Source organism: Methylocaldum marinum (genome assembly GCF_003584645.1).
Lineage (GTDB): Bacteria > Pseudomonadota > Gammaproteobacteria > Methylococcales > Methylococcaceae > Methylocaldum > Methylocaldum marinum.
In genome coordinates this window covers 460940-483842 of sequence record NZ_AP017928.1, presented here as the reverse complement: position 1 = coordinate 483842, position 22903 = coordinate 460940, and the positions used below count along the sequence as shown (strand labels likewise).

General features: G+C 54.3%; 19 protein-coding genes. 3 read left to right on the top strand and 16 right to left on the bottom strand.

Annotated features, from left to right (window positions below; genetic code table 11):
- Positions 1-371: 371 nt before the first annotated feature.
- The 16 genes from sS8_RS02120 to sS8_RS02045 form a co-directional block, all read right to left on the bottom strand.
- A complete protein-coding gene (locus sS8_RS02120) occupies positions 372-1451 on the bottom strand; it encodes a glycosyltransferase family 4 protein (protein ID WP_119628216.1) in 1080 nt (359 codons plus the stop codon).
- 39 nt (positions 1452-1490) lie between these two features.
- Complete coding sequence (locus sS8_RS02115; protein WP_119628215.1) at positions 1491-2825, bottom strand: putative O-glycosylation ligase, exosortase A system-associated; 1335 nt, start codon at positions 2823-2825, stop codon at positions 1491-1493.
- Between the two features lie 41 nt (positions 2826-2866).
- A complete protein-coding gene (locus sS8_RS02110) occupies positions 2867-3976 on the bottom strand; it encodes a glycosyltransferase family 4 protein (RefSeq protein ID WP_119628214.1) in 1110 nt (369 codons plus the stop codon).
- An 8-nt stretch (positions 3977-3984) separates the two neighbouring features.
- The gene (locus sS8_RS02105; protein ID WP_119628213.1) at positions 3985-5193 is read right to left on the bottom strand and encodes a TIGR04063 family PEP-CTERM/XrtA system glycosyltransferase; all 1209 of its coding nucleotides are present in this window, start codon (positions 5191-5193) and stop codon (positions 3985-3987) included.
- A gap of 22 nt (positions 5194-5215) precedes the next feature.
- Entirely contained in the window at positions 5216-7105 is a 1890-nt protein-coding gene (locus tag sS8_RS02100; protein ID WP_119628212.1) for an XrtA/PEP-CTERM system amidotransferase, read from the bottom strand.
- 12 nt (positions 7106-7117) lie between these two features.
- Positions 7118-8260, bottom strand: a complete 1143-nt coding sequence (locus sS8_RS02095) for a TIGR03088 family PEP-CTERM/XrtA system glycosyltransferase (RefSeq protein WP_119628211.1) — start codon at positions 8258-8260, stop codon at positions 7118-7120.
- A 4-nt stretch (positions 8261-8264) separates the two neighbouring features.
- The gene (xrtA, locus tag sS8_RS02090; protein WP_119628210.1) at positions 8265-9839 is read right to left on the bottom strand and encodes an exosortase A; all 1575 of its coding nucleotides are present in this window, start codon (positions 9837-9839) and stop codon (positions 8265-8267) included.
- Positions 9836-11035 carry a TIGR03087 family PEP-CTERM/XrtA system glycosyltransferase gene (locus tag sS8_RS02085; protein WP_119628209.1) on the bottom strand — a complete coding sequence of 400 codons (1200 nt, stop codon included), beginning with the start codon at positions 11033-11035 and terminating at the stop codon, positions 9836-9838. Before sS8_RS02085 ends, xrtA begins: the two co-directional genes overlap by 4 nt.
- Positions 11036-11052: 17 nt before the next feature.
- On the bottom strand, positions 11053-12075 hold the full coding sequence (locus sS8_RS02080) for a FemAB family XrtA/PEP-CTERM system-associated protein (RefSeq protein WP_119628208.1): 1023 nt from the start codon (positions 12073-12075) through the stop codon (positions 11053-11055).
- Positions 12076-12099: 24 nt separating this feature from the next.
- Entirely contained in the window at positions 12100-12963 is an 864-nt protein-coding gene (locus sS8_RS02075) for an XrtA system polysaccharide deacetylase (RefSeq protein ID WP_232020481.1), read from the bottom strand.
- Positions 12964-13053: 90 nt separating this feature from the next.
- The gene (locus sS8_RS02070; protein WP_119628206.1) at positions 13054-14103 is read right to left on the bottom strand and encodes an XrtA/PEP-CTERM system-associated ATPase; all 1050 of its coding nucleotides are present in this window, start codon (positions 14101-14103) and stop codon (positions 13054-13056) included.
- A gap of 5 nt (positions 14104-14108) precedes the next feature.
- Complete coding sequence (locus sS8_RS02065; protein ID WP_119628205.1) at positions 14109-15998, bottom strand: TIGR03016 family PEP-CTERM system-associated outer membrane protein; 1890 nt, start codon at positions 15996-15998, stop codon at positions 14109-14111.
- Positions 15946-16863, bottom strand: a complete 918-nt coding sequence (locus sS8_RS02060; RefSeq protein WP_119628204.1) for an XrtA-associated tyrosine autokinase — start codon at positions 16861-16863, stop codon at positions 15946-15948. The genes sS8_RS02065 and sS8_RS02060 overlap by 53 nt, the downstream gene beginning before the upstream one ends.
- Before the next feature lie 14 nt (positions 16864-16877).
- Positions 16878-18425, bottom strand: coding sequence for an XrtA system polysaccharide chain length determinant (locus sS8_RS02055; protein ID WP_119628203.1), 1548 nt, complete (start codon positions 18423-18425; stop codon positions 16878-16880).
- Positions 18426-18452: 27 nt separating this feature from the next.
- Positions 18453-19058, bottom strand: a complete 606-nt coding sequence (locus tag sS8_RS02050; RefSeq protein ID WP_119628202.1) for an XrtA/PEP-CTERM system exopolysaccharide export protein — start codon at positions 19056-19058, stop codon at positions 18453-18455.
- A 385-nt stretch (positions 19059-19443) separates the two neighbouring features.
- Positions 19444-20583 (bottom strand): aminotransferase class I/II-fold pyridoxal phosphate-dependent enzyme, encoded by a 1140-nt coding sequence (locus tag sS8_RS02045; RefSeq protein ID WP_331852277.1) that lies wholly within the window; start codon positions 20581-20583, stop codon positions 19444-19446.
- A 157-nt stretch (positions 20584-20740) separates the two neighbouring features.
- On the opposite strand from sS8_RS02045, the gene dksA reads away from it, so the two are divergent.
- The 3 genes from dksA (at position 20741) to rsxA (ending at position 22891) form a co-directional block, all read left to right on the top strand.
- On the top strand, positions 20741-21181 hold the full coding sequence (gene dksA / locus sS8_RS02040; RefSeq protein ID WP_119628201.1) for an RNA polymerase-binding protein DksA: 441 nt from the start codon (positions 20741-20743) through the stop codon (positions 21179-21181).
- A gap of 23 nt (positions 21182-21204) precedes the next feature.
- Positions 21205-22134 (top strand): tRNA glutamyl-Q(34) synthetase GluQRS, encoded by a 930-nt coding sequence (gene gluQRS / locus sS8_RS02035; RefSeq protein ID WP_232020480.1) that lies wholly within the window; start codon positions 21205-21207, stop codon positions 22132-22134.
- A gap of 175 nt (positions 22135-22309) precedes the next feature.
- Positions 22310-22891: an electron transport complex subunit RsxA gene (rsxA, locus tag sS8_RS02030; RefSeq protein WP_119628200.1), complete on the top strand. Its 582-nt coding sequence runs from the start codon at positions 22310-22312 to the stop codon at positions 22889-22891.
- Positions 22892-22903 lie beyond the last annotated feature (12 nt).

Here is a 22903-nt window from a genome sequence, read left to right as displayed (position 1 = left end):
AGAGTGTCGGGAATTTAAGGGCCGACTTAATAACGTCGGCGAGCCCAAACTCTACGCGCCGATCGAGACTTGCAAGGCCAAAGGTTTGATAAAGGTTTGACTGTAGATCATTGATTCGTAGAGACTTTGAGACCATCGGGGCACGGCTGCCGACCGTCCCCTGCCCTGTAAAATTTTCTGACGTCCTCCCATTGGCAGCATTTCACCCTGCTGTGTCCGACAGCAGGAAGAGATACGGTTTCGACCCGCGCGTCAGGACGCTATCGATTGCATTGAAGCACAGGCAGACCCGGGTCCCGGCTCTCCTGAAACTTCTGACGAGCCTCGTCCCGCCCCTGTCGAAAGTTTGTCCTAAACCCGAGACGTCCGAACTACCGCGAACCAATAAGCTCGTTGTAAATCCCCTCCAATTGCCTGATCGGCGCATCGGTAAAATACGTTTCGACCCTACCTCTTCCGTTGTCCCCGAGCTTCATGCCAAGCGCCTTGTCATCGATCAGCCGTCCCGTATACTCGGCTAAGCTATCCAGATCATCCTTCTCCACCAGAAAGCCGTTTTCTCCGTGCTTTATCACTTCCGGGATGCCCCCCACACGCGTAGCGATGACGGGCTTTCGACAGGCTCCGGCCTCAATGTTGATCAGGCCGAAAGGTTCCTCCCATTGTGACGGAACAACGACGATATCGGACGTCTTGTAAATATTCTGAATATCGCCCCGATAACCTAAATATTTGATGTTTCCCTTATCGGCAATCTCTCTAAGAAATTGCTCTTCCGGGTAGTCCGGATCACGACATTTCCCCGCTATCAAAAACCATGCGCCGCTATGCCTGAGCCGATCCGCCAGCTGAATAAACAGCTCGATTCCCTTTATTTTTTTAATCTGGCCGATGAAGCTGACAACAACATTTTCCGGTGTTAAACCGAGTTCCGAGCGGATATCGCTCGCGCGGTCGTAGCGTTCGAGTTCGACCGAACAATATACGACCCGCTTGTCGCAAGCGGGCATCGATGGAAATGAGTGGTCCCTGGTGTAGGCGGAGTTGGCAATCAGCGTATGAACATATTTCAGATAGGGAGGCGGACTCTGAAGAACGACATGCATATGCACGATCACAGGTATGCCGAGCATCCGCGCCGCCATGACCTCGGCCGGCCGCCAGCCGAAGTAGTTCATGTGGATCGCATCGATTTTCTTTTGTTTCAAAAGTTTGAGCGACCTTAAGACGGAAATCCCATACTGTCCTATGTTCTCGAATTCGTGTTCCGGCCAGATCACGTATTCAATCCCTAGTTTATCGAGCTCCTCCAAAAAAGGACCTTTTCTCTGAAACAACACAACCGGTCTATACATTTCGCGATTCATCCTTTTCAGGAGAACCGACAGGTATCGGCTGGCACCACCCCAATCGCCAGCACTGGCTGCCATAAAGCCGATCGTCTTTTTCATATGGGTAGCATCGATGGTGTGTTTATTATTGCGATTTCCCTATGTGACCGGAGCTTTGACCGGACGACGCACGAACGACCGCGTTTCGCGGTCCAAGCGATTATTGGCTTCTTCTTGACTGTCGCCGGAAATTTCAAGTTGTTCCGAGAGCAGTCGCTTGGACAAGACGATAATGGCTATCAAATTGTAGTAAAGGTCGAAATAAGCCAAACCCAAAAATGCACCAGCCACCGCATAGCCGATCAAGCTGACTTGAAGCATGGAGCACAAGTCGGCCAACCATTTGGTCGTTTCGGATCTCTTGGCTTCGCGGATAATCGATGATGCAAGGCGCCACGCCAGAAACCCCACCAGCAAAAACAAAAATAGGCCGACAAAACCATGCTCGCCCAGAATTTCGAAGTAAATGCTATGGGCGTCATGCCGATCACGCGGATTCGGCGCATAAAGCAAGAACGATAATCTGATATTGAAACATTCGTACCCTCCGCCCAATAAACGATCCTTGGCGAGATTAAAGGCCATAGACCACGCATTGATCCGCCCCATTGCAGACGCATCTTGCTCATACGTCTTGATTGTGGACATCCGGTCGTGCCAAGTATCCGGCATGAATGCAACGATCGACGGAATCGCGATCGCCATGACCACAATTAGAAGGCCTTTCTTGCGGCTCTTGGCGATCAAAAACAACACCATCGCCGCCAAACCGACGAGCGCTCCCCGGGATTGCGTACCCACGATAGAAATCAGGCAAAGCACGATCGTCAGTCCTAACCCGTGCCTTAACCACGCATAAGGTGTAATCAATTGCAAGTAACGCAGCAAGGGCACGGTCATGATCAGTGCCAGGCCGATCTCGTTGTTTCCATAAATAAATGTGCCTTCCGGACCATACACCGCATAAGCACCGCCGGTCAGAACAGTAAAAATCCCGCCCTTGAATCCGTAGAAACCGAGCGAAAGCGCAATAATCCACATCATGGCGTTGATACGCCACTTCGTCGTCATCACCATTATGACGACGAAGGTCATCAATTGAATTTTCCAGACCTTGTCCCATTGTCGCCAAGCCGGATCGGGGTTCATGGCAAACAGCGTGGTTACAAACATCCATGCGATAAAAAGCACGAGCACGATCGTGACCGGACTCCACGGGATTTTTTTAGGCTCCTTCCACGCCAGTACTCCACACAGGATCGCGATGGCCGTGATCATCGCAAACGGAAAATCGTGGGCGAATTCCCATGAAAGTTTGTGCGGATTCATGTAGGAAAGCCAACACCACAGCAGTATGCCGATATCGGGCCGTAGCAAAATCCTCGGCAATAGGCCAAAGACGACGACGGTGACGAAAATATCTCTTAATGGCATGTCATTCCGGCATTAAGGTCTCATCGAAGGCGACGGAACTGTCATTGGCCGGCAAGTCCCAACGGCTTGCAAAGCTGCCGGTAGGTGCTTAGCCAGCACTCACGAATCCGAGGCCAACTGTATCCATCGGCATCCCTGAGCCCGTTCCGGATGAGCTTCAAGCGAAGTCGCTGATCATCCAAAACCTGCAGCGCCGCTTCGGCCATGTCTCTCGCTCGTCCCGGTTTCACGAGCAGCGCCGTTTCCTCGCTTTTCACGATCAGCGGAATTCCGCCGACATCGGTGGTGACGATGGGAACACCGCAGGCCATGGCCTCGAGGAGTGAATTCGGCATATTGTCCGCGAGGCTCGGATTCAACATCAAATCGGCTGTTCGAAGAAGATCGGCGATTTCGTCCCTGCCGAGATTTCCGCTGAACCCGACAGCATCTCCAAGCTCCAACTTTCGCACGAGTTGCTCCAGGTTGGCACGCTCCGGACCGGTTCCGGCCACCGTCATTCGAGCGGCAGGATAGTGTTCCCGAATTTGGGCAAATGCCTCGATTGCCGTCGCGTTGTCGTAAAGCCGTTCCAAGTGGCGGGCCACGACAACGTGAACCGACCGATTCCGGTTTTCATCTACGGACGGCGTTCCGGGATAAAATCGGCTACGGTCGACGATGTTCGGGACAATTTCGCAAGAGACGCCGAATTCGCCGAAAACACGCTGAAGAAACTCGGAAGGGACGATGATTTTCGCCGCTTTTGCCAGGCCGGGACGTACCCAGTTGAAAGATCGTTTGAAGAATTCCTCAGCCTGCCCGCCTCGATAATTGACGACGACCGGCTTGCCGTACCAGCCGCCTATCCATAGCGCCGGAGCGGCGAACAAATGCCACGACCAGCCCGAATTGGCCATGACGTGAAAAAGATCCACCCTGGATGCCGTGCGGCAAAGACGAATGACGTAGGAGACTAAGCGGAAAAGTGCCCGCACGCCACGGACTCGCCCTATCCAGGCGGGATAGTAAGGCGCATTGACCGCGACCTCCTCGACCACGATGCCCTCCTGCCGCAGCAGCCGAGCCAGTTGTGCGGTTTGGCCCGCCATCCCGCCGGCCGGGGGCGGCAATGGCCCGATCATGGCAATACGAAGGTGCGTTTGGTCCATGGTGTTTCTTAATGAGCTTTTAACGCTTGTCCATATACCTGCTGATAAGCAGCAACGCTTTGTTTCCATTGCCGCTCGTTTTCGACAAAATGCCGAGCCGTCTCCCTAAGTGGCTGCCAACTTTCCGGACGATCGAGAATCGATAACACCTTCTGCGCCAAATCGTCGATGTCCCCGGACCTGAACAACCACCCGGTCTCGTTGTCTCGGATCAATTCCCGGTGACCGCCGACGTCGGAAGCCAGAACCAAACGACCTTGTGCCATGGCTTCGAGCGGTTTGAGCGGCGTGACCAGTTCGGTCAAACGCATCGAATATCTCGGGTAGACGAAAATATCGACCTGATCGTAGTAGCGTTGCACCTTGTCGTGAGAAACACGGCCGACGAAAATCACCTGCTGCCGGACTCCGAGCTGTTCGGCAGTCCGTTTGACGATCGACTCCTGTGGTCCGCCGCCGACGAGCAACACGCGAACGTCCGGCTTGGTCTCGAGTATGCGCGGCAGTGCGCTTAACAGTAGCGGCAAGCCTTCGTAGGCATAGAAAGAACCGATAAAGCCCAGAACGATTTTGCCCTCCAGCCCCAGTTCCTGGCGCAAGGATTCGTCGGGAGAACAATCATATTGAAAGCGGGACAGATCGACCGCATTGGGAATGACGGTTACCTTTTCGGGCGAAATGCCGCGCCCGATGATCTCGCGCCTCAAGCCTTCGCAAATCGTCGTTACGGCCCCGGCGCGCCTGAACACATAGGTCTCCAGGGCTCTCGTGGCCCGATATCGAAGCCCCCCTTCACGGCTCGTCCCGTGGTCGACCGCAGCATCCTCCCAGAACGCCCGGCACTCGTATACTACCGGTAACGAATACCATTGGGCGACGCGCAGCGCGGCAAGTCCGTTCAAAGCCGGCGAATGGGCATGGAGAATATCGGGCCGAATCTCTTCGACGACCTCGCCCAAACGTTTGGCGAGACCGTCGACCACCGCAAATTGCCTGAACAGCGGCAAATCGGCATACCAACCGGTGGGTTGCGGCGTACGGAAAAACCGGAGGCCGTCGACCTCCTCGACAAGCACGTCCGAAGCCTTGTGTTTGGCGGAGGTGATGTGAAAGGTCTCGAAACCTAAAGCACGTTGCTGCTCGAGGATCGCGCGCGTACGAAAGGTGTAGCCGCTGTGTAAAGGTATGGAGTGGTCCAAAATGTGAAGAATACGCATCGTTGTCAGCTATCGCCTTCGGTCACGCATAGCGGCGCAGAAAAGAGTCGTACATCAGGATCGACCACAATCCCGCGCTGTGGTCACGAAGCCCCGCTTGGTGTTGGTCGAGCATGGTCTTGAGAAAAGCCATGTTGAAGACCCCGGATTCCGCCAGATCCGAACCCATGACGGCGTCTCTCACTTTCTGTCTGAGAGGGCCTCTGAACCAGGATGCCAAGGGAACGGCGAAACCCATTTTGGACCGATAAAGAATGTCGTCGGAGAGGTGCGGTTCCAGAGACTTCTTGAAAAGATATTTTCCTTCCCGCCCGTTCAGCTTCAATTCCGGCGGCAATCCGGAAATCCATTCCACCAGCTTGTGGTCCAATAAGGGCACTCTCACTTCCAAAGCATGCGCCATGCTTGCGCGATCGACCTTGGTCAAAATGTCGCCGGGAAGGTAGGTCTTCATATCCAGATACTGAACCAGCGACAAAGGATGATCGACCGGTGCCCTTTCGGCATACCCGCGCAGGACATTGACGGCGCTGTAACCTTGTAGACCGCGCTTGAAGTCCTCGCTGAACATCGCTTCCCGGGTACTGTCGGACAAGATCGAAACGCTGTGGAAATAGCCTTCCACGGAGTCCCTGGCCAAGGATTCCAGGGTCGATTTCGCCCTGAAAATTTTCGGTGCCCAGTCGGCTTTCGGATAAAGCCGGCCGAGTGCGCCGAATAGCGGACGCCGAATTCCCAAGGGCAGCAGCGAGCGGATGCGTTCCTCATACGCGTGCCAGCGATACCGGCGGTAGCCGGCCAGATTTTCATCGCCGCCGTCGCCGGACAAGGCCACGGTCACCTCTTTCCGGGCCAATTCACATACCCGATAAGTCGGCAAGGCCGAACTGTCGGCGTAAGGCTCGTCGTATAAATCGGCGAGCCGGTCGATCAGCGAGAAATCGTCCGGATCGACCTGTTCCACCCGATGACGCGTATGGTAGCGCTCGGCCACCATCTCCGCGTATCGCGCCTCATTGAATGCCGGGTCGCCGAAAGAAATCGAGCACGTATTGACCGGGTCTTCCGATAGACCGGCCATCATCGCGACCACGGCGCTGGAGTCGACACCGCCCGACAGGAATGCCCCCAACGGCACGTCCGCCACCAGCCGGATACGGACCGCTTCGCGGACACGCTCGATCAGCTCATCCCGGGCTTGCTGCTCGGTAATGCCTGCCTGAACCGCGAAAGGTACATCCCAGTAAGGCTCGGGGATACACTTCGGCTCGCCGCGCCTGAGCGTCAGCCGATGGCCCGGGGGCAGCTTTCGGACATCGGAAAAGATGGTTTTCGGATCGGGTACATAGCCGTACGCAAAGTAATCTTCGACCGCCGTGGGGTCGATCTTGCGCGGAACCTCCGGATGTTTCAACAGAGCCTTCAGTTCCGACCCGAAAATGAACTGCCCGGTCGTGAGATCCGCGTAATAAAAGGGCTTTATGCCCAGCCGATCGCGAGCCAGAAACAGGATTTCCCGCGGACGATCCCAAATCGCGAACGCGAACATCCCGCGAAATCGTTCGACGCAGGCCTCTCCCCAAGCCTCCCAGGCGTATACGATGACTTCGGTATCGCAATGGGTGCGGAATTCGAAACCCAATGCTTCGAGATCGCGCCGAATATCCGGGAAATTGTAGATCTCGCCGTTGTAAGTGACGGCGACGGTCTTGTCTTTGTTGAACAGCGGCTGCCGGCCGCTCGAAAGATCGATGATGGAAAGGCGCCGGTGGCCGAACCCGAGTCCCGGCTCGGTATGCAGGCCACCTTCATCGGGCCCTCGATGATGTTGGCTTTCGTTCATGCGCCCGAGCAGTTCGCGTTCGATTTCTTTCCGCCCGAACCTGTCGAAAATGCCAACAATTCCACACATAGTCGATTTTCCTCAATGCCTCGTGCTTAGTAATTCGTCATAAACTTGAAGATAGCGGCTGACCATGCCGTCTAGAGTAAAAAACTCCCGGACTCTGGACAGGGCTGCCGTGCCGTGGGCTAAAATCCCGTTCCGGTCGTCCAGATAGGCCGCAAGGACACGTGCCATGGCCGTGGGGTCTTGCTTCGGCACCAAGGTCCCTGTTACGCCGTCCACGACCAGTTCGGGATTGCCGCCCACCTCGGTTGCGATAACAGGCAGCCCCGTAGCCATTGCCTCGAGAATCGTGTTGGAGATGCCTTCCGCGCGTGACGGAAGGACGAAGATATCGAGTCCTCTCAAAATGTCGGCAATATCCGAACGCTCGCCGGGCAACCAGGCTAAATCGGCCATTCCGGCCGCCTCCAGCAGAACACGCGACTCCGCCCGTAACGGCCCCTCCCCGACCAGAACCAAGCGCAGGCGCTCCCTGAACTCAACGCGCCGGTCGAGCAAACGGATAAAGGCTTTTGTCAGCGTGAGCTGATCCTTGACGCCGTGCATGCGCCCGACGGTGCCGATGATGATTTGTCCCCGACGGTCCGGAAAAGGACATCCCGGCGCCTGTCGTCTTCCCTCGGGCGAAGGGTGGAATACCGAGGTATCGACACCGTTGCAGATGCGGCTGATCCTCGATTCCGGAACCCCGATCTTTTCGCGAAGATAGCGCTCCAGATGACATGACAGCGGGATATAGCGGTGCACGAAGAGCCGGAAAAAACGGCGCAGCCACTGATAGCGGCGATTGTCGCCGTCCGGATCAAAAACGTCCCACCCGTGCTCGCCGTGCACCCGCAGGGGGACGCCCGCCAGCCATGCCGGGAACTGACATTCCAAGGCCGCCAGATTGCGCGTGTGGACTATCGCCGGCTTGAGTTCACGGAGCAGCTTGTACAGCCGTCCATGGGCTTCCCAGTCCTGCCCCTCGCGACGATGCAGCTCATAAACCGGAACATCTCGTTTTAAGCGCTGACCGAAATCGGTCGAGTCCTTCAGGCAGATGACGGCGTGCCGATAGCGTTCGGGCGGTGTGCGGTTGATCAGATTCACCAGACCGTTTTCCAAACCGCCGGTACCAAGGCGATAAATGATATGTGCGACCAAGGGCGAATTCATCGGCCTATGACTCGCCAGCCCGTCTGAGGCTTTCTTCGATTACCGGCAACATCGTATCGACGAAATCCTGCAGGGTACGTGTGGCATTTTCGACATCGTCATCGTATTCGGTAACGACGATGATCGCTGCCCCGTCCCGGATGGTTCCGAACAGCTTGTCGCTGGATTCGAGAAATTTTCCGAAAAGGTCGTTGGCCGTGTAGCGCCCCGATATCCAGTTCCAGCGCCAGGTCAGGAGATTTTGGGTGGAGGAGCTTAAACGTCCTTGCCAGACATTCGTGTCGGCACCGTTCAATTGGACTTCGACCAGTTTCTCCTGCGGCATTTTCCAGACGGGATGCTTTTGGCGAATCAGAACGTTTTGCGAATTGATGAGTTCCTCGCCCTGCTTCTGGTTGCGATAGTACATGATGTACAAGCCGACCTTACCGGAACCGTCCGCAAAGAACGCCTTGACCTTCGCATCCGGCCCGACGTATGTCGGCTCCCATTCGGTCAGCGGTGCCGCCGGCTGCCACGGCTCGGCCGGCTGCGGTATCTGCAGCGAAACCGGAACCCTGCGCTCATTTCTCAATTCCTCGATATGAGCGGCCCATATCGGCCAGAACAGTGAGCAAGCCAGTACGACCGCAGCGCACTTCGCGAGCCTGACGGTATCGAGGCGCTCGGCTCGGGTCGCGGCAGCGGCGGATGATACGCTACTGCTGTGCGCCTGGGATTCGCTCCAAAAAGAGCCAATCCAGAACATTAACAGCATCACGAGACCGAAAAACACCCATCCGTAGATAAAGTGATCGACTCCCAGCGCTAATTTCATATCGCTCAGGTGGGCGATCATGACGATCATATAGGCACGGAGACCATTGGCGATGACCGGAAAAATAAGCGCCACAGCGACGAACACAAGTCTCCGGACCTGTGAGCGATAAGTCAGATAGGCGTAAAGGCACCCCAAGGTAATCGAAGCAATGAGGTAGCGTAGTCCGCTGCAACCCTCGACGACGGACCAATCGCCGCTGGGAATGCTGAAAAACGTTCCGTCCCGGTAAACCGGAATTCCGGTAAGGCGCAGCATCCTTACCGTAAAATCCGCAGTGAAATCCATCATCGATGGAATCAGGAACTCACCGAACGGAACCGAAAACAGGAGAAAACCAAGCGGAAAAGCCAACTCGGCGAGGACGGACCAACCGAGCATCATCCAGCAAATGACCGGCAGCATGGCAACGGCGGCGAACTGCTCCCCGACCTGGATGTCCGCGACGCGCATCATGAGCCACATCAGTCCTAGCCCGAGCAATACCGGCAACGCCCTGTAGTCCGGCTTCGGCGAAATCCTGGCCAGTTGCAGCCGACGTCGCCAGACCAGCCAAATACTGATCGGAAAGATAATGAAGCCGTGTGCAAAGGTTTCCGACCGCCACCAAATGCCGACCATCGACGCAAAGGTTGAGTGATAAATAATCAGCAATGCAAGGATGGCGAAAACTGTCAGTCCCAGGGCGGCGAACCAGCCCGGAGATGCCTCCGGCATACTTGCACTTGCCGCCCCCGGCCGTGGCTCATGGCTCGTTTTCATAGGGAATCCAGCAAGGTTCCTAAACGATGAAGACTCATTTCCCAGCCATAGCGCTGCATAATGAAACGTCGGTTCTTTTCAGATTCGCGCGGCAGAAAATCATCGGCACCCAATACATTCAAACCCAACTCGACCCAGTCTCCGGGCGTTTTGGGAACTATGAGATCCAGTCGGTCTACGACGTCGATGCCCTCTACCGCCGCTTCACTCGATAAGATCGATTTCCCCATCGCCATAGCCTCGAGTACTTTGTTCTGAACTCCCCGGGCGATTCGCAAGGGGGTGACGACGCAACGGGCATGCTTGAGAAAAGGCCGGACGTCCTCGACCGCACCGGTAACCTTAACGCCCTCGGTTTGAGCGAGAGTGCGGACCGACTCGGTCGGGCGCGCACCCACGATGTAAAACCGCGCGGAACCCAGTTGCCGGCGGATTTCCGGAAAAATCTCGTTTGCAAACCAGGTTACCGCGTCGACGTTGGCCCAATAATCCATTGCGCCGGTGAATACCATGACGAGTTCGTCCGGCGAATAAGGATTGACGTAGTCCGCCCGGTCCGCAAAGTAAGCCGTGTCGACGCCGTTTTCTATGCTCAGGATACGATCGTTCGCTTCCGGGGCAAGGCTCCTGAACAAGGCCGCCTCGTTTTCCGAAACAAAGGCGGAACGGCTAAAAGCATTCGCAATCTTTCGTTCATAGCGCACCAGGCAGTCCGCTTCCCGTCGGTAAATCCAACTCATCGGCCAGTTTTTCCGGGCCGCGTACTGCCGCCATTTGTCGGAGTCGACATCGACGAAATCGATGATTCGCGGCAGTGAATCGTAGTCGGCCACATATTGGGCCATCGCCGAAGAAAACACTAAGGCTGCATGAATGGGACGCTCATTCAAAATACCGTCGACCCAAGTGCCCATGCGAGTATCGGCGTAATACGGCACGGTCAAGGGGAGTCTTGTCGCCAGTCCCTTGAGACTCTTCAGTTTCGAACGCCCCGGTTGCAGCGGAAGTAGACGGGTTTCCCCACAGAATTTTTCGACCTCGGACACATAACGCCAATCATCCGGATCGTCCACGAATGCGCCGAGATGGACGCGATACGACTCCGACAAATATTTGAGCAAATGAAACGATCGTATCTTGTCCCCTTTGTTCGGCGGATAGGGAATCCTGTGAGCCAGGAACAAAATCTCCTTCATACGAGGCGCCGCACAGTTCAGCCGAGATTACGGGAAATCCAGGGCCCCACCAGATTGCTGACCGGTAAAGGAAGACGCTGCCATGCAGCGATAAAGTACCGATACTTCGGATTGAGCGGATTGATCTCGGGTACCGCCTTGGCTTTGATCAACTCGTACTCGTAAGCCAGTGGTTCGGGTTCGAACCCCCAGTGCGTCTTGAATCGATAGGACCCCGTACCTTCCTTGCTCCTGCCATAGTCGAACACCCGCACGCCCTTTTCAGTCGCCCGCCTCATGACCTCCCAATACATGAAATCGTTTCCCTTGAGTTCCCGGGCTGCTTCGGTTCCGCCGCCGTAATACGGGAGTACTTGGTCGCGAAAATAGAAACTCATCACGCTGGCAATGACCTTCCCCTGATGTTCCACGCTGAGAATTTCGCAGGCATCGCCGAATACCTCTTTCAGGATCTGGAAATACCGTTTTGAAAATACCGGGGTTCCGAGATTGCGGACGCTTTCGGCGTAAGCTGCGAAAAACCGGTCTATCCCTGAATCGATGACCCCCTTCAAGCCCGCCCCGATGCCCTTGCGGATCATCGCGCGCTGTTTGCGCGGGACGGCGGCGAGATTCTTTTCGGGATCTGGATCCAAGGGCTTCCGGAACGTGACATACAGCGATTTGCTAGGGCGGCCGGACCCGTTCGGTTTGATGTTGCGGAGCTCCAGATAATCCACCCCGAGCCCATGCGCGAGCTCGCACGCCGCCTGCTCCAATGCTTTGCGCGCCGCTTCGGATTCGGTCGCGACGCCGCCATAGACACAAAACGGATTCGAAACCAGCGCATTACCGAATAAAAAGCTTTTCACGTGGCCGAGCGGCAATACTCCGACGATCCGCCCCCCATCTTCCGCAAAGAGATAATGGGTTTTGTGGCCGAAAGCCCTTTCTATGACCTCTTGCCAACCGGCCCGATGAAAAAAGCTCGCTTCGGCGCAGGCATTGACAAAAGTATCCCAATCCGATCGACGGCTGTAGTCTAATTGCTTAATTTCCATTCAGTATTTCGATTCGGAGTGTGTTTAGTGCGGCGACAGAAAGACATGAGCCATCGTATTCCAGCGAAAATCCAGCAAAAGACGGCGCAAGCGAGATTCGGTCCGGGAAAGATTCAGGTAATGTCGAAAACGCGTCTTCAGATCGATACCCCGCTGCCTCGGCTGATCCGGGTCGATTTCCCAGGGATGAAAATAGAAAACCCCCGATTGCCGGTCGCGCCGATTCACATGTTCGATAGCCCAGCGGGAAACCCGATAGGGTAATAGGCGGAAAAAGCCGCCGCCACCGCACGGCAGTTTCTTCTTGCCCAATTCGACCGTGGTCACGGGTATTTCCAGCAATCCTTCCGCTGTGTTCGGACGGAATGCAAAGCGCGGCGCCTCCGGCATGCCGTACAAATCATGCTTGACCGGATAAATGCTCGAGCTGTACCGGAATCCACAGTCCTCCAGAATCTCCAGAGCCCAGAGATTCTTCGAACCGATCGAATAGCTGGCGGCGCGGTACCCGAGTACCTGAACGCCTCCGAGATCTTCAAGCAAACGTTTGCTGCGCAAAACGTCATCGCGAAATTCGCCCGGAGTCTGTTGCGTCACCCGCACATGGTTATAGCCATGACAAGCCAATTCATGTCCGGCCTCTACTATCCGCTTTATGAGCGCCGGGTAGCGCTCGGCCACCCACCCCAAGGTAAAGAAAGTGGCTTGCGCCCCTGCTTCGGCGAAGATCTGAAGTATCCGGTCGGTATTTCTTTCCACGCGACAAGGGAGTTCATTCCATTTATCCCGCCCGATATACGGCTCGAATGCCGACACCTGGAAATAATCTTCGACGTCGACCGTCATGGCGTTAACGATAGGATCGCCGGCCATCAATGGATTAGCCAAGAACACCCCCCCAAAAACGCATCAAAGCGTTCAATTTACAGTCGCTTGCGTAATGTGCAGCGAAAAGCTCCGGTCCGTTTTCATCCCCGGTCAGGATTCATCAACCGGTTCTCGATAAATCTCATCCATGTCGAGGTGCAAGAGTATAGTTTTCCGCAACAGAGCCCGTTCTCTTTGCACCGTTTTTCGCAGAGTGAACACCAGCTTTTCGAGTTGCACCACCCGCTCCTCCAAACTTCCGGCAAGCGGAGCGGGTCGTCCCGAGTCGATCGGGTAGGTCTCCGCGTCGAGATTGCTCGAATCCCGGACAGATGAGGATAGAGGTTGCACGGCATCCTGCTCCATCTCCTGTTTCACCAGACGAACCGCATCCAAATCCAGCATGTGTAGCTCCTCCAGGTATCCGTACAATAAAAGCCGATCGCACAAGGTGTTGATGAGTCGAGGAACCCCCTGGGCATGCCGATAGATTTCTTCAAAGGCCTCATTGGTGAATTCCGGGTCCTGCGCCCATCCTGCCGTCGTCAAACGGTGCAGGATATATTCCTTGGTTTCCTCCTTCTCCAAAGGGCGCAAGTGGTACATGGCCGTAATTCGCTGCCGTACCTGCTCCATCTTGGAGCCCTGTAAGGTCGAGCGCAGTTCATCCTGCCCCAGGAGGAAAACCTGAAAAATCGATCGCCCGTCCGATTCGAAATTGAGGAGCATGCGCAGTTCTTCCAAGGATTGGACCGGAAGATTCTGCGCTTCGTCTACCACCAATAGCACACGTTTTCCTTCGCTGGCCTTGAGCTTGAAAAACTCTTCCAGATTCTTGAGCAGAACCGCTTTCGCGTCTCCATCGTAGGAAAGGCCGAAAGTGGCGGCAATGATCCTTAGGGTATCTTCAGCGCCGACTTGCGAGGTCACCATCAAGCCGGCGACGGTATTCTCGTTCCGAAGGGTGCCGAACAATTCCTTTACCAGCATCGTTTTCCCGGTGCCGGGTTCACCGGTTACCACGACGAACCCTTCTCCCTGGGCCAAGCCGTAGCGTAAATACGCCAAAGCGCGTTTATGCACCGCACTGTTGTAGAAAAACTCGGGGTCCGGATTGAGCTGAAACGGCTTCTTCTTCAGATTGTAAAAGGCATCGTACATGAAAATCAGAACCTCATATTCAAGCCGGCGGTTACCCGGTTTTCCTGGTATTCATTTTCGGCACGGTTGGACATCTGTTGAAAGTGCCGAAACTCCAGCGAACCGGTCAAATTCGTCCAAATATTTCGATAGACTGACACCGATACCATAAAAAACCTATTCTCAGAGTCGCGGACGGCTCCTGTTCCTTGGCTGTCAGTGGATTGCCACAAAAAGCGAAACAGTGACCGAGTTCTTTCCGTGAAGCGCCAACTCAACGCAGTCGTAAATCCGAGAACGTCCTGATCGCCGGAAAATTGATATTCGCGGTTTTCCTGGTAGCCGGTAAGCGTCAGCGTCGTCTTTGCGGTGTGCCCGGAAACTCCGATTTGCGCCCTTTCACGAGTTATCACCTCATTGGTCAAATCGGGCTGATCGGTAGGCAAATCGGGGTTCAGTATGGTCGGGCTTGACGGATCCGTAGCGACAAACACATTCTGATCCAACAACACCTGCTGGATCGTCGTGGTCATTACGCCATAGCTGGCATACCAATTGGTTCTCCGAGTCCGATGCGTCAGCAATGCATTCCACGTGGTGCCTGCATTGAACCCTCCCAACGGCCCGAATCTTCCGCCTCCGAAGCCACCGCCTCCGAAGCCACCGCCTCCGAAGCCACCACCTCCGAAGCCACCACCTCCGAAGCCACCACCTCCGAAGCCACCACCTCCGAAGCCACCACCTCCGAAGCCACCACCTCCGAAGCCACCACCTCCGAAGCCACCACCTCCGAAGCCACCACCTCCGAAGCCACCACCTCCGAAGCCACCGCCTCCGAAGCCACCGCCTCCAAGTCCAGTGCCGTAAGCTCCGCCATACGCACCTCCGACGTCGCTGTCGCGATAGAAAACCCGCACCATGGTTCTTCGAGTGGGTTCCCACACGAGAGATCCGAAGTAGTTATTACTTCCCGCACCGGCTTGCAAAGTCAACTTTGAACTCGGAGTCCATGCGAGCCCTCCCGTCCAATAACTTCCGTTTCGCACACGCGAAACACGAGATTGCCCCGCAAAATCGTTATCGAAATTACCGGCTTGAAAAAATGGGCTAATTTCATCAGTTAAACGATATCGCAATTCTCCATTGTAATTTCGATAGCTTACATTCCTATTATTCGCGAGCACTCCATTACCGCTATCCCGCTGAACTTCCTGATTGAAGAAATTGGCTCTCCACATCAATGTGTCAAACCACCTCCCACTTTGAAACTGGATTTGCTCTCCAAGCATGTTTGAGTCAACACCGCCACCACCGATATTGCTATACGTGACTCTGACGATGCCCTCCGCATAACCGCCAAAATGGGGGCGCCAGTAAGGACTTATTCGAAAAGTTCTATACTCTCTCGTATCACCGCGAGAGACGTTGTCCAGCGCAACACGCCCCGATGTCGTGCCGTTGTACTGACCGATAGTACTGCTGGAATCGACAAATATCGCATCGTCCCAGATTTCCGTATGGGAATTCATCTGCAATTGGTTATTAATACGAGGACTGATATCCGTACCCGCGTAGAAAATATTTTGCATCCGGTAACGCAATCTAAACCGTGAGCGCCCCTCACGTTGAATAGATATCCCGGGACTGATTTGCGTTACGAACGAATCTTCCCGCTGTCGATCGCCTGCTGTTCCACGCTGTCCTCCGAGATTGATGTTATCGGAATATATTTCTCGAAAGTTTAAAGTTGGCTCGATCTTCCAATCAACCGCTTCAGCCCGAGAAAAATGAAGGATTATGAAAAGGCCAAATAGTAATTCTTTCGAAATTTTTCTATGCGGCACGATGGAAATTCTTATTAATTCAGGTTTCGGGTTTTTGGAGACCATAATTTCCGTACCCGTACCCATAGCCATAGCCGTAGTATTTGAATCCGAACCCTTTCTTTGTCTTGTTCAATACGCAACCGACGATCTCGCAGTTCTCCAATTTGGAGATCGACTCCTTGACGATGTATTGCGGAGTGGAATCGGCTTCAATGACCAGGATGACTTGTCCGACCAGCATGGCCAAGACCTGGCCCTGGGTTGCCGCCAACAACGGAGGCGAGTCAAAGATAACCATCCGGTCGGGGTAGCGTGCAGATAGTTCCTTGGCCAGTCCTTTCATCGCATCACTGGCCAGAAGTTCGGTGGAATGTCTGTCGAGACTGCCTGCGGGCAGCAGCGTCAGATTCGGAATATCGGTCTTAATCAAGACATCCGAAAAACGGATTGATTTATCTTGTAACAAATCGATCAATCCTTTTTGCGCCGGAAGCCCCAGAAGTTTCGCAATAGATGGCTTGGCCACATCTGCATCCACCAACAGCACGGTTTTATCCCGTTCCATGGCAATGCTGAGCGCCAAATTCACCGCGGTAAAAGTTTTGCCCTCGCCCGGTATACTACTGGTGACTAGAACCAGATTCCCGCGCTCTATGCCATTATCCCCATCGGGAAACGCGTTCATTAAAAGCGGACGCTTGATCAGACGATACTCTTCCGCTAACTGGCTATAAGCCAGTTCGTGCCCCAGCATGCCTTTGGCCTTGAGGCTGGTCCAGTCGATCGAAAGTATTTTCCTGGTTTCGGCTCCCTTCGCGGCCGGCTCCTGAACCGGTGTTTCGGGCGCTTCCACATGTATCGCCTCTTTGGTCCCATGCTGCTGATCGGCCTTATTTGGAGTCGAGGACTGTTCGAACTGTAACGCCTTATCAAGTGCCTTTTCGATGATGCTCATACGGCTGACTCCAACTAAATAAAGGACGGAAGATGATATCCCTTGACCTCCAGCGCAATTACCCCGAGGAATACTACGAGCAACATCGCGAAAGCAGCAACGAAAGCCACGAACTCCCGCCACTTTCGCTGTCTCACTTCTGGAATCCAATTCATGGAGACACTACCCAATACCGGTAATCCAGTGACCTCACGAAGCTTGATTGTGGTTGTAAATGCAGGACGTAAAAGCGATAAAAATACGGCTATCCCGATACTCACCACGATGCCACCTATCAGAACCACAACCGACAACAAAACGCGTTTCGGACTGGACGGCTTGGAAGGTACCTGGGGCGGATCAACAATCTTGAACTTAACACTGTCCGTATTCTGCTCCACACTCTCGGACATTCTCGCTTTTTCCCGCCGTAGCAGAAGCGCATCAAAATTTGTCTTGATCGTGGAATAATCCCGATTCAGTCCCTGTAATTGAGTTTCCACTTTTAAACGCTCATCCATTTGCTTTTTCAGATCCTCTATCTTTTGCTCGAAAATCATTACGCGCGAGTTCAGAGATGCCACATTGGCATTCGCCTCGCCAAGTGCAATTTTCTTTTGCTGAAAAACCGGATTGGCCTCGCCACCCATAAACGCACCGGAATCCCCTTCCAATGCCATTTCTTCCTCCTTCTGCTTCTGGCGCTCCAAGTCGATAATGGTTTTCTTTATCGCTATGACTTCAGGATGCCCCTTCGTGTATTTGAGCAGCAGTTCGTCGAGCCGGGACTGCATGGACTGGATGCGCAGATCCAACGGACTAGCGACAGCCTGAGCTCCGAAATCCATGAATGTCGGCTCCTCGTCGTCGAGCTGTCTCTGCATTTCGTCGCGGCGATTAACGGACTCTTGCAGCGCAATCTTCGCATTTTCCAATTGCTCGGCCAAAGCATTCAGTTGACCATAGAGATCTCCCCCTTGTCCCGGCAGCAATCCATAATTGGCTCGTTTAAAGTCTTCCCGAGCTTTCTCGGCTGCCTGCAGTCGCGTTTCGTATTCTTTCAGCTGTTGATCCAAAAATTTCTGAGCCGAGTTCGAATCTTCCCGTGACTCGCCGAGCGTTTGTTCGACGAAGATGGTCAATAACGCCTGAACGACCCTTTTGGCGGTCGCCGGATTCTGATCCTCGGCGCTGATCATAAACAGGTTGTTTTCACCCCCGGTGATACTCATGGAAGACTGTAAGCGTTTGACGATTCCTTCCATGGAGGCGTCATCTTTGGCACCCAAATCCAAGTCCGTCATCCGCGCCACTTTTTCCAAGTTAGGACGACTGAACATGAGCTTCGACATCAAGCGGATCTGTTTGGAAACATCGGGCTGAATAGCCAATCCGGAAAGCAAGGGACGCAGGACCGATCGGGTATCCACATGCACGCGCGCGCTCGCCTCGTACTTGTCAGGCATCTGTGCGACGAAAAGCCAACCAGCGAGACTAATTACCCATGCCAGAATTATGGAAACCCATTTGTAACGGGTAGCGCTTTGAATATAACCGAGAACTTCGGTAATCAGCTCATGCATGGAAATGAACTCCTATGCGAAACGGGTTCAGAAATAAGCTTCCGGAATTATCAAAATATCTCCTGGCAGAATATTCACGTTGGCGGTTATATCGCCGTCTTCGAGCAGATCATCGATACGAACTCTGAGCTGCTGCTTTTCGCCGTTTATTGTTCTCACGATCGTAGCGCGGTTACCTGCCGCGTAATCCGTGAGCCCGCCAACCACGATCATCAAGTCGAGCAGAGACATGTTTTCTTTGTACGGAACAGCCTGTGGATTTGCTGCCTGTCCGACTACTCTCACCTGTTCGCTATAGGGACCGACAAATCCACTCACGATCACCGTCACCAAAGGGTTACGAATATACTTCGCCAACTCCTTTTCGATATCGCGCGCGAGCTGGAACGGAGTTTTGCCGGATGCAGGAAGCTCCTCGACCAAAGGAGCGTTTATTTTTCCATCCGGTCTAACCGGGATTGTCCGGGATACCTCTGGATTCCCCCATACGAACATTTCGATGCTGTCGCCGGGACCGATGATGTAAGTGTATTCCGAAGGCGGATCAACATTCGGTGCGAGCGGAGCGCATCCTGCAAGGAAAGCAACATAGAACAGAACCGAGAACAACGCTCCATAATTAAAACGGCGCATACAATCTATCCCCAAATTAGTCCACTTTTTAGGCCGCATACCTAAGAAACCCATAGCGAAATAAAAACCGGCCAAAACCTGACACAAGAGCAAACATTATTCATTCGTTTCAATTACGCGATTGCGCGGAGCGGTTCTAGGCTAAATCGGGTCCAATTCCAAGCATCGAAAATACTTGCTCAAACAATAGCGACATCATTAAAATCAGTCGCTTAGCAAGCCGATGCCACAAAAACTCTTGATTTTTTCGATGGGCTGCGCCGCAGGAGCAAAAGCCTAACTCTTCGCCCTCGCTTAGGAAAGGGCACGCCCATCACCCCCTGGCTCAAACAGCAATTAGCAAGTCTAGCATAGCCGTCCGACACCCTCGTCTGCGTCTGCGCCCTCAACCCTGCACGAAACGTCTTATTCTGCTTAACGCATCAGCCAACCGCGCAAGGGTAACCGCATAAGAAAATCTGAGGTGTGTTTCAGGCGAATTTTTGCCGAAATCCTTGCCTGGCGTAAGCGCGACGCCGGTTTTCTCCAACAACCCCATTGCGAAGTCGAGGCTATTCGAGGTCAATCGGCTGCAACCCGCGTACACGTAGAAAGCACCGCTTGGGATGGTGTTGAGCGAAAATCCGATTTTCCGCAACTGGTCACAAAGATAATCCCTTCTGTCCTGAAACACGCGCCGTCGCCGCTCCAATTCTTGCAAGTTCTCCTCCTTGAAGGAGGCCAGCGCGCCATATTGTGAAGGAGCCGGCGCTGAGATAAACATATTCTGCGCAAGTTTTTCAGCATTGTCGATGCTGTCGGCCGGCACCACGAGCCAACCGAGCCGCCAGCCGGTCATGCCAAAATACTTGGAAAAGCTGTTGACTACGAACACTCGATCCGAATACGTCAGTGCCGTCGGCGAAGGTTTCTCATATTCAAGCCCATGATAGATCTCGTCTGCGATCAGGAAGCCCGATCGTCGCTCGATTTCGTCGACAAGCGCGTTCAGTTCTTCCGGGTAAAGCACCGTTCCCGTCGGGTTCGAAGGTGATGCGATCACGGCGCCTTTGGTTCTGTCATCCCAGTGGGCGGCAAGAATTTCCGAATTGACATGGAAGCGGCTTTCCGCGCCGACGGGAACCAACGCGGGAGTCCCGCCGTAAAGGCGAACGAAGTTCGCGTAACACGGATAGCCCGGATCCGCCAGAAGGACCTTGTCGCCCGGGTTGAGCAGCAATCCCATGGCCAACAAGAAGGCGCCGGATGCACCGGGTGTAACAAAGATCCGTTCACTCGCGACACGGACGCCGTAGCGGTCGAGATAATACTTGGCAATGGCCTCGCGAAGTTCCGGCAGTCCGGCAGCCGGTGTATACCGTACTTCTCCGCGCCGCAGAAATTCGGTCGCGCGCTCGACGACGAGCGGCGGAGTCGGAAAGTCGGGCTCGCCGATTTCCAGGTGAATGATGTCTCGCCCTTCCCGCTCCAGGGCCTTAGCGCGCGACAAGACCTCCATCACGAAGAACGGCTGTATGTCGGCCAAACGATCGGAATAATTCATTTTTTGGATCCGTAACGCTGAAGAATAAACCCAAACCCCGTCCGTTTCCCCCTCATTGGCAACGCTCGGACGATCTTGCAGAAGTTCCAATTGTTTGCTAGTAATATCCGGTTTTTGAACTTGGTTTAGGAGTTTACGGATGTCCAGCGCCCAGAAAGCCGATACTCATGCGACGCCCTTTAGCTTCACGCCCTACCAGATCACGGAAGGCGAAGAATACATGAACGAGGCTCAAGTCGAGCACTTCCGCCGCATTCTACAGAATTGGAAGGCGGAACTCATGAAGGAAGTCGATAGGACGGTGCATCACATGCAGGACGAGGCGGCCAATTTCCCGGATCCCAACGACCGTGCAACGCAGGAATCCGAGTTCAGCCTGGAACTGCGCACCCGCGACCGGGAACGGAAACTCATCAAGAAGATCGAAGAATCCCTGGAAAATCTCGAGCGCGGCGATTACGGTTATTGCGAAACCTGCGGCGTGGAAATCGGTCTCCGGCGCCTCGAGGCGAGGCCCACGGCGACGCAATGCATAGACTGCAAGACTCTGGACGAAATCCGGGAAAGGCAGGTCGGCTAATTTCCAGCTCTTGATCTTCGGATTTGAACGACACCCGCTTCACGCTTATTCCTTCTAAGCCGCAATACCGGGGCCGCTTTGCACCATCCCCCACCGGCCCCCTGCATTTAGGCTCCCTCTACACGGCTCTCGCAAGTTTTCTCCAAGCCAAAGCACAGCAAGGCGAATGGCGGCTAAGAATCGACGACGTCGATCCTTTTCGTACGGCGACCGACGCGACGGACCGAATACTCCGAACCCTGGAAGCGTTCGGGTTACATTGGGACGGTCCGATTCTTCATCAGAGCTCTCGTTTCGAAGCCTATCGTACCGCCATCGAGCGTCTTGAACTTCTGGAACACCTCTATGCGTGTACCTGCTCGCGCAAAGATCTCGCGGCTTATTCCGGGGAAAACGCGGAAACCTCGATTTATCCGGGATTCTGCCGGAACAAAAACCGGAGTACTCTGACCGATCAGTACGCCCTACGCGTCATCACGGAAAACTCAACCGTCATTTTCGAGGACACGTTGCAGGGAACGCAGAGTCAAAATCTTGCCACGGAAGTTGGTGACTTCATCATTCTTCGGCGCGACCGCGTTTATGCCTATCACCTGGCAACGGTGCTCGACGATTGCGAGCAAGGCATCACCGAAGTCGTTCGCGGTGTCGATCTCCTCGATTCCACGCCCCGGCAAATTTATTTGCAGCGACTGCTGGGCTTGTCCACCCCGACATATGCACATGTTCCGGTTCTGGTCGATAGCGATGGGATCAAACTCAGTAAACAAACCTTTGCCGATCCCGTGGATGAACGAAATCCTTCGTCCATCTTGGTTGAACTGCTGACGCTCCTTAACCAGAATCCGCCTCGTGATCTGGCATCGGCAAGCAAGCAGGACATTCTCGATTGGGCAGTCCGAAATTGGGACATTTCCCGAATATCAGCCCTACCCACCGTTCCCGTGAACTAATCGTGAGCCATCCTTACAAATCCTGAAAGTCGCATTGAATTTCAGCCGGAGAATCTTGATGGCCGAGGCCGCGCAAAAACAGAGTGTTCCCGGCGCATTCATAGTTTGACAAGCCATTGCTTTTCTTTAAAATTCCGTCCTCCAAATCAGACCCGCTTCCCCGCTTTTTCCTCCAATGAAGGATTACGTCCTCATCCTGGTCGGTACGACCTTGGTCAATAATTTCGTCCTGGTCAAGTTTCTCGGACTTTGCCCTTTCATGGGCGTATCGAAAAAACTCGAGACCGCGATGGGCATGGGGTTGGCGACCACTTTCGTCTTGACCCTGTCATCGGTGAGCAGCTATCTCGCCAATGAATACCTGTTGGTTCCGCTTGGGCTGGAATATCTCCGCACCATCGTCTTCATCGTCGTCATTGCGGTGGTGGTACAGTTCACCGAAATGGTGGTCAGGAAAACGAGCCCTCTTCTTTATCAGGTGCTGGGCATTTTCCTTCCTCTGATCACCACCAACTGCGCAGTACTCGGCGTAGCGCTGCTGAACGTCCAGTCCCAGCACGGATTCATCGAATCGTTTTTGTACGGTTTCGGTGCCGCTCTCGGCTTTACCCTGGTCCTGGTTCTGTTTGCTGCGGTCCGCGAACGAATCGATGCGTCCGACGTTCCCGCCCCCTTCCGCGGCAACGCCATCGGATTGATCACCGCCGGCCTGATTTCCATGGCTTTCATGGGATTCTCCGGCCTCGTCAAAGGCTGATCAGGTCGCATC